Here is an 8,758-nt window from a genome sequence, read left to right as displayed (position 1 = left end):
TCACCCTTGTGACCTTAACTGAAACCATTCAAGTGTTTGTCAAGGGCAAATGCGGCTCCGATTGGTATAGTCAGTGGGCCTTCACCACCTTTAATTTTTAGTTTTCATAAAAAATTTGACAGTTCCTAGTATATTAAGTATAGCATAAGCTTTGCCCGGACATAAATATGAAACTGTTCTCGAACACTGCGTTTAAGAAATAAAGGGTATCGAACGTTCTTTATGGTCGATAGACTTATTGTTCGTTATATAAAAATGTAAACGCATTCTTTATTAATAATGGTCATTTCACCTGTTTGATAACGAATAAAATCATGTTAGAATGTAGGAGAACATCACTTGTATTTAATAGTGAAGAAGCAGTGGAGGGATGAGAGTGGCAGGAGAAGCAAGTCAGTTAAAACGAACACCCTTATATGATTACTATACTGATAATGGAATAAAGCTGGTGGATTTTGGGTCATGGGCCCTTCCGATCCAGTTTACCAAACTGATAGAAGAGCACCACGCTGTTCGCGAGCGTGTAGGACTGTTCGATGTATCTCACATGGGAGAGATCGAGGTTCAAGGAGAGCAGGCGACAGCTTGGCTCAATAGATTGATAACGAACGATTTGGCGGCCATTTCAAATGGACAGGCGCTCTATACTCTGGTCACGAATGAAACAGGTGGCATCCTGGACGACATCATTATATTCAAAAAGAATGAATCAGCGTATCTGCTGACACCGAATGCATCGAATACAGACAAAATCAGAGACTGGCTGCTGAAGCATCAGGACGGATCGGTCACGATTGAAGATAAATCTCTTGAAACAGGACTGATCGCTGTTCAGGGCCCAGATGCGGCACATGTGGTTGCTGAAGTGTTTGGGGATGACATTAAAGAACTGAAGAATTATCACTTTACGGAAATCGCTGAAGCCGGCACATTTACAGACGTGCTCGTTTCCAGAACAGGCTATACAGGTGAGGATGGGTTCGAGTGTTACGTCAACTGGAACCAGACTCAAGACTTGTGGCAGGCGTTCAAGGACGCAGGAAAACAGTATAATCTAGCTGAATGTGGACTCGGGTCCAGAGATACGCTTCGTCTGGAAGCAGGTATGCCGCTTTACGGACAGGACTTGTCTGAAGACATTACACCTCTTGAAGCCGGGCTTAGTTTTGCAGTGAAATGGGATAAGCCGGAACCATTTATCGGCCAAGCAGCCCTGGAAAAGCAGAAAGAAGAAGGAACGGTCTATTTGTCCAGAGGATTTGAACTGCTTGAAAGAGGAATAGCCAGAGAAGGCTACCCGGTATATAATGAAGCAGACGAAGAAATAGGAGTCGTCACATCAGGGACCCAGTCTCCGACACTTGGGAAGAGCATTGGTTTCCTGAGAATGAGAAAATCTGAAGGCAAGCTGGGAGACACGGTCTATATTCAAGTCCGTAAGAAACGCATTCCAGCCAGACTGATCAAGAAGAACTTTTTAAAGAACTGAAGCGATAAATAACATCTGAAAGAAGGAATAATGATGACAGACAAAGCTAAACTATACTTCACAGAAGAACACGAATGGGTCGAACTGATCAATGATGACTACGTCCGTGTAGGGATTTCCGATTATGCTGTAGAACAGCTGGGCGACATTGTATTTGTTGAACTGCCGGAATTAAGCGCTGAACTCGAAGCAGAGGATGAATTTGCGACTGTTGAGTCAGTGAAATCCACCTCTGAAATTTATTCTCCCGTAAAAGGCACAGTATCCAAAATCAACAGTGCCTTGGAAGATGAACCTGAAAAACTGAATGAAGCGCCCTTTGGAGAAGGCTGGCTTGTTGAAATCCAGTCATCTGAACCAGTCGATGTTTCCGGACTGATGGATGCTTCGGCATACGACGAGTACGTTTCAGGACTATAACCCTTGTAGGGAGAAGAACGGATCTCATTCGCTCTTCTTTCTGCTCTTTTTTTGACATCAAAAGACATGAAGGAGTGGATTTTTTGACTAACCAACACCGTTATCTGCCGACAACTGATCAGGACCGTAAAGAAATGCTTGAAACGATCGGTGTCTCATCGATTAAAGACCTGTTTTCTGATATCCCTGAATCGACTCGCGCGACAAAAGATAAAGCGATTGATCTGGAAGATGCCTTGAGCGAAGAGGCACTCACCAAGTACATGAAAGAACTGGCAGCTAAAAATACAACAACAGAAAGTCATGCCTATTTCTTAGGAGCAGGCGTATATGACCACTACAGTCCCAGTATCGTCAATCATGTGCTTCTGCGTTCCGAATTCATGACGGCTTATACCCCGTATCAGCCGGAAGCTAGTCAAGGCGAACTGCAGGCCCTGTTTGAATTCCAGACCATGATGTGTGAATTGACAGGCATGGACGTAGCCAACTCAAGTTTATACGACGGCTTCACTTCCTTAGGCGAAGCCTGCAACCTGGCTACTTCAGCTACGAAGAAACAGAATGTGTTGTATTCAAAAGCCCTGCATCCTCAGGGAAAAGAAGTCATTCATACTTATGCATATGGCATGGAATACTCAGTGAAAGAAGTCGGTCTGAACGGTACCCGCACGGATATAGATGAACTGAAGTCAGCCATTGATGAGGATACAGCTGCTGTGATCATTCAATACCCTAACTTCTTCGGAACTATTGAAGACCTTAAAGAAATAAAATCACTTCTTGAAGATACAAAAGGTATCCTTATCGTCATGGCCAATCCACTGGCTCTAGCTCTGCTTGAAGCACCTGGAAAACTGGGAGCTGATATCGTTGTTGGTGATACTCAGCCATTCGGTATTCCAATGAGCTTCGGCGGCCCGCACTGTGGATACTTTGCAGTGAAGAAAAAATACATGCGTAAAGTACCGAGCCGTATCGTTGGTCAGACAACGGATAAAGACGGCAAGCGAGGATTTGTTATGACGCTGCAGACTAGGGAGCAGCACATTCGCCGTGAAAAAGCGACATCCAACATGAGTTCGAACCAGGCTCTGTTAGCCCTTGGGACCTCAGTATTCCTTGCAGCAGTAGGTAAAGTGGGTCTGCAGGAAATGGCTCAGCAAAACTTGAATCATGCCCACTATGTGAAAAAAGAGCTGACTGATAAAGGACTGACTGTTCTGTCTGACAATGACTTCTTCAATGAATTTGTTGTCAAATTGGACCGCCCATTCTACGAGGTCACTGACCAGTTGCTTGACCATCAAATCGTCGGAGGGTTCGATGTGTCTGAAGCACTGAACGAAGAGAATGCCATGCTCTTATGCGTCACGGAAAAACGGACGAAAGAAGAAATGGACCAGCTCGTATCACTTTTAGCAGGGGAGGGGAAATAACATGACTGCAGTCTATAACGATTTACTATTCGAAATTTCCAGACCGGGACGTAAAGGCTACAGTCTTCCGGAGTCTTCTGTTGAAACAACTCCTCTGACAGACATTCTGCCTGAGCATCTGATTAGAGAAGATGCAGCTGAACTTCCTGAATTGTCCGAGCTTCAAGTCATGCGTCACTATACAGGCTTATCTAACAAGAACTTCGGGATCGAGACCGGTTTTTATCCGCTTGGTTCCTGTACGATGAAGTACAACCCGAAAGTCAATGAAGATATTGCACGGTACAGCGGATTTGCTCACATCCATCCGTTCCAGCCAGCCCAAACGGCTCAAGGAGCATTGGAACTGATGTATCGACTGGAAGAGAACCTCAAGGAAGTCACCGGGATGGATGCTATTTCCTTACAGCCGGCTGCCGGTGCTCAAGGTGAGTGGGCAGGCCTACTCATTTTTAAAGCGTATCATGAAGCAAATGGGGAAGGCGAACAGCGCCGTAAGATCCTGGTTCCCGATTCAGCTCACGGAACAAATCCGGCGAGTGCAGTCGTTGCCGGCTACGATGTCGTGGAAATCAAATCAAATGAGCAGGGACGTGTCGGAATCGATGCACTGAAAGCTGCGGTCGGACCGGATACTGCCGGACTGATGCTGACGAATCCGAATACGCTAGGTCTGTTTGAAGTTGACATCGTTGAAATTGCTGAAATCGTTCATGAAGCGGGCGGACTGCTCTATTATGACGGAGCAAATGCAAATGCTATTTTAGGTAAATCAACACCGGGTGAAATGGGCTTCGATGTCGTCCACTTGAATCTGCATAAATCATTCAGTACCCCGCACGGTGGGGGCGGGCCTGGTTCCGGACCGATCGGCGTGAAAGACTACCTGAAAGCCTTCATGCCGTCTCCACGTATCGAAAAAGAAGGAGACAGATATCAAGTAACAACGGATCATCCACAATCGATCGGTCGAGTGAAGGGCTACTTCGGTAACTTCGGCGTCAATGTCCGTGCGTATTCCTATATCCGTTCAATGGGAGCAGAAGGTCTGCAGCAGGTATCTGAGGATGCTGTCCTGCACGCGAACTATCTGAAAGCCCGTCTGGAGCCATATTACGACACACCATACAGCTCACACTGTAAGCATGAGTTCGTCTTAAGCGGCGTCCGTCAGAAAAAACTGGGGGTACGCACGCTTGATATTGCCAAACGTCTGCTGGACTACGGCTTCTACGCACCAACTGTCTACTTCCCGCTGATTGTTGAAGAATGTCTGATGATCGAACCAACTGAAACGGAGGCGAAAGAACAGCTGGATGCTTTTGCTGATGCTATGATCGAAATAGCAGAAGATGCAGAAAACAATCCGGAAACTGTGACGGGAGCACCGTTCAGGAAAGCTGTCAAACGTCTGGATGAAGTAACGGCCGCACGTAAACCTGTGGTCACTTATCAGAGAGACTGATCGGTCTGATAAAGGTCAATTAGTTGACAGGACGGACAAACTCGATTAGCATTCAAGATAACTGAACATTAAACTGAAAACAGGTTGTTTACTCGAAAGGTAGAGAACCTGTTTTCTCTGCAGGGAGGATATTTATGGATCTACAGTTGAATGGGAAAAATGCATTAGTCCTGGCGTCAAGCACGGGACTTGGAAAAGCTGTCGCAATGGAATTGGCCAAAGAAGGGGCCAATGTCATGCTGACGAGTCGAAGTAAGGATAAATTGATTGAAGCCAAAAAAGAAATCGACCGGGTAGCCACAGGTCAGGTGGATTATATGTTATCAGATCTGACTGATCTCACATCAATTAAGGATCTGGTCGAAGTGACACGAAAAACATTCGGGAAAATCAATATCCTGGTCAACAATACCGGTGGCCCATCAGCAGGTTCATTCAATGATCTGGATGATGCGGAATGGAACAAGGCTTTTAACCTGACTTTGAACAGTTACATCAGAACGATTCGAGAAGTTCTGCCGGATCTGAGAGAAACCAGAGGACACATTCTGAATAATACTTCTTCTTCAGTGAAACAGCCGATAGACGGACTGCTTCTGTCTAACGTATTCAGAATGGGGGTCCAGGGCTTGTCTAAAAGTTTATCTCAGGAGCTGGCCAGAGATGGCATCATGGTCAACACCATTGGAGCGGGACGCATTGAAACAGATCGTCTCACCGAACTGGACAGCAAGCGTGCAGAACGCGAAGGGAGATCACTAGAAGACGTTCACCAGTCGATTGAAAACCAGATTCCAGCGGGCCGATACGGTAAACCCGAAGAATTTGCCAAGATGGCAGCTTTCCTGGTTTCTGGCGTCAACACCTATGTCTCAGGACAGACCATCCTTGTCGATGGAGCAATGAGCAAGTCGTATTAGCAGGATAAATAGACTAGAGACCCGTTTCTCCATTAATGAAGACGGGTCTTTTCTATATGTTGAGAATCCGAAAACACGCTCTAGTTCAGAATAGGTTTATCGATTGAACTCCACTGATAGGCTATGAAAATAAAGTTTACACGAGTTATCCCTATCTGAACTCGACTCGATTCCAGTACGGTTTAGTTCAGCCGCTCATCTCCTTACTGAACTCGATTCAAGCACAGGAATAAGGCAGTTCACGTCGGAAAATTGTGTTAAACTAGAGTGAAACGGAATTATAAAAAGGCTGGAGGACCCGACCTGTTTCACAGTACAAGGTCTTAACACATTTCTTAAAACAAATTCAGCCGAAAAAGGAAAGGACTAGTCAAATGACCAAACACCTATATTTCGCCTCGCCACTGTTCACTGAAATGGAGCAGCACTACAATACATACGTCGTCAATAAAATCAGAGAAGCATTTGAGGAGAATATTGACGTCTATCTGCCTCAGGAGAACGCGGCGATCAATGACAAGAGCAATTATGCCAGCAGCATCCAGATCGCCGATGGAGACAATGCGTACTTGAAAAAAGCCGACATCTTAGTTGCTGTACTCGACGGCGTCACAGTCGATGCCGGAGTCGCGTCAGAGATCGGATACTTCTATGCACTGGAAAAACCAATCATTGGGATTTACACTGATATTCGACAAGGAGCAGGAAACAATAAAGAGAAAATTGAGGCACTGGATGAAATAGCCGAGTCTCCATTTTCATATATCAATCTCTACACAGTCGGTCTGGTCAAGCAAAGGGGGCAAATTGTCAGAAGCAGTGACGAGCTGATCGACATGCTGAAGGAATGGATGACGAGTGATCAGAAATCAGTCTAAAAACAACCTGACTGTTCTCCAGAATGAAAATCAAGCAAGATTAATCTTGTGTTCAATAATGTGGACAGACCGCTGCCGGTCTGTCTTACCAATGATAAAACGTTTTCTGAGACATGACTCATCAGAATTAATAAAAATCCGGTTGAAAAACATGCTGGAAACGTGTAGACTAATAAGCGTTGTATAAATAGAAAAGATAGAGGCGCGAAGAAAAAGAGTAAGGACTGAGAGGGGACACCCGCTGACCAGTCACGAAAGGGTTCTTTGCCGAAGGGAATCAGGTGGTTAACCGGTTCTCCTGGGCATACGTTTAACAGGCGTATGACTGTCACGTTTACGTGGAGCACTATCCTAGTCAATGTTTTTTCAAGCATTCAGGGGCGTGTTCCTGGGTGCTTTTTTCTATTTATAAATAATAGAAATGGAGATATATCATGAAAAGAAAATTACAATGGTTTATATTAATCGGACTGGTCAGTTTTACCCCCAGCACCGTATCTGCAGCTGAAACAGGAGGGAGCATGGCTTCAAAACTTGGAGCAGTCACACTGATTCCGCCTCTTGTTGCTATCGCTTTGGCTTTCCTTACAAAAAATGTGGTCCTGTCACTGTTTCTGGGTGTGTTTTCCGGAACGATCATTGCTCAGTATGCAGGTGGAGCAAATATCTTGACCGGTATCATTTTCGGATTTACGGATATCATTGATTACATCCTGAACTCATTGGCTGATCCCTGGAATGCGGGAATCATTCTGCAGGTTCTGGTTATTGGGGGGCTGATTGCTCTGATCACCAGTTCTGGTGGCGCTCGAGCTATCGCCGAAGCTCTGGCTAAAAAGGCTAAAGGACCGATCAGTACTCAGCTGATCACATGGACTCTGGGCCTACTGATCTTCTTTGATGATTACGCCAATGCGCTTATAGTCGGACCGATCATGCGTCCTGTTTCAGATAAAATGAAGATTTCCCGCGAACGTCTGGCATTCTTGATTGATGCAACAGCCGCACCAATTGCCGGGATCGCTCTTATTTCTACCTGGATCGGCTATGAAGTCGGACTGATCAATGATGCGTATCTGTCGATCGGTCAGGAAGTAAATGCGTATGGCGTCTTCCTTCAGACGATTCCATACCGCTTCTACAATATTCTGATGCTCTTTTTCGTTGCTCTGACCTCAATGACTCTACGTGAGTTCGGTCCAATGAAAAAAGCTCAGGAACGTGCACGAGATACACATCAACTGATCGCTCAAGGAGCAACGCTTGAGAGTGAGGAAGAAGAACTGGAAGTTGTAGCCAAAGGTACTCCATCGATCTGGAGTGCGCTTGTTCCAATCGGTGCACTGATTTTATTCAGTTTTATCGGTTTCTACACAGACGGGCGTCAGGCTATTCTAGCTTCAGACAACACTGCACTTATTCAGACTGTTCAGAATGCTCCTTTCTCATTTGTTGCATTAAGAGAAACATTTGGTACATCTGATGCATCTGTCGTCCTGTTCCAGGCTGCACTGATCGCCAGCATTATTGCCCTTGTAATGGGTGTCATTAAAGGTCATTTCAGTTTTGGCAAAGGAATCGATATATGGGTATCCGGAATGAAGACCCTTATGATCACTGGTGTCATATTATTACTGGCTTGGTCTCTTTCAGGCGTGATGGGTGAACTCGGAACTGCAGACTACCTTGTGTCGCTGTTAAGTGATACACTTCCAGCATTCCTGCTGCCGACAGTCATCTTCCTTCTGGGAGCTGTCATTTCATTTGCGACAGGGACGTCATACGGTACAATGGGTATCCTGATGCCGCTGGCTATTCCTCTGGCAACTGCTATGGATCCTGGAAATGCCGACTTCATCGTTATGTCAGCTGGAGCCGTACTGACCGGTGCAATCTTTGGGGACCACGCTTCACCGATTTCAGATACGACCATTCTATCGTCAAGGGGAGCAGGGTCGAATCTGCTCGACCACGTCAACACGCAGCTGCCTTATGCAATTGCCATAGCGGTCATTTCCGTTTTATCTAAAATAGCCGAGAAGACCCCCACTTCTTACGAAGTGTAAAGTGGGGGATGAATCGGCTTCGGACACGGGGTGGCTTTAGCCGTCCCGATTGTCCGATTGTTCGAGTGCTGTTTGAATCAA

7 protein-coding genes and 1 riboswitch are annotated in these 8,758 nt (G+C 45.7%); all 7 genes read left to right on the top strand.

What is annotated here, in order from left to right:
• The first annotated feature begins 376 nt into the window (after positions 1 to 376).
• The 7 genes from gcvT (at position 377) to ACYQ4S_RS09515 (ending at position 8,677) form a co-directional block, all read left to right on the top strand.
• A complete protein-coding gene (gcvT, locus tag ACYQ4S_RS09545; RefSeq protein ID WP_346023876.1) occupies positions 377 to 1,489 on the top strand; it encodes a glycine cleavage system aminomethyltransferase GcvT in 1,113 nt (370 codons plus the stop codon).
• A gap of 33 nt (positions 1,490 to 1,522) precedes the next feature.
• Positions 1,523 to 1,909, top strand: coding sequence for a glycine cleavage system protein GcvH (gcvH, locus tag ACYQ4S_RS09540; protein ID WP_459770816.1), 387 nt, complete (start codon positions 1,523 to 1,525; stop codon positions 1,907 to 1,909).
• Positions 1,910 to 1,992: 83 nt separating this feature from the next.
• Entirely contained in the window at positions 1,993 to 3,348 is a 1,356-nt protein-coding gene (gene gcvPA / locus ACYQ4S_RS09535; RefSeq protein ID WP_459770814.1) for an aminomethyl-transferring glycine dehydrogenase subunit GcvPA, read from the top strand.
• 1 nt (position 3,349) lies between these two features.
• Positions 3,350 to 4,813 (top strand): aminomethyl-transferring glycine dehydrogenase subunit GcvPB, encoded by a 1,464-nt coding sequence (gene gcvPB, locus ACYQ4S_RS09530; RefSeq protein ID WP_459770812.1) that lies wholly within the window; start codon positions 3,350 to 3,352, stop codon positions 4,811 to 4,813.
• 134 nt (positions 4,814 to 4,947) lie between these two features.
• Positions 4,948 to 5,733, top strand: a complete 786-nt coding sequence (locus ACYQ4S_RS09525) for an SDR family oxidoreductase (RefSeq protein WP_459770810.1) — start codon at positions 4,948 to 4,950, stop codon at positions 5,731 to 5,733.
• 374 nt (positions 5,734 to 6,107) lie between these two features.
• On the top strand, positions 6,108 to 6,611 hold the full coding sequence (locus tag ACYQ4S_RS09520) for a nucleoside 2-deoxyribosyltransferase (protein WP_346023880.1): 504 nt from the start codon (positions 6,108 to 6,110) through the stop codon (positions 6,609 to 6,611).
• Between the two features lie 189 nt (positions 6,612 to 6,800).
• Positions 6,801 to 6,968, top strand: a riboswitch (Lysine riboswitch).
• A 77-nt stretch (positions 6,969 to 7,045) separates the two neighbouring features.
• Complete coding sequence (locus tag ACYQ4S_RS09515) at positions 7,046 to 8,677, top strand: Na+/H+ antiporter NhaC family protein (protein WP_346023881.1); 1,632 nt, start codon at positions 7,046 to 7,048, stop codon at positions 8,675 to 8,677.
• Positions 8,678 to 8,758 lie beyond the last annotated feature (81 nt).

The organism is Alkalibacterium sp. s-m-28 (assembly GCF_054658175.1).
This window is presented reverse-complemented; position numbering and strand designations above follow the sequence as displayed.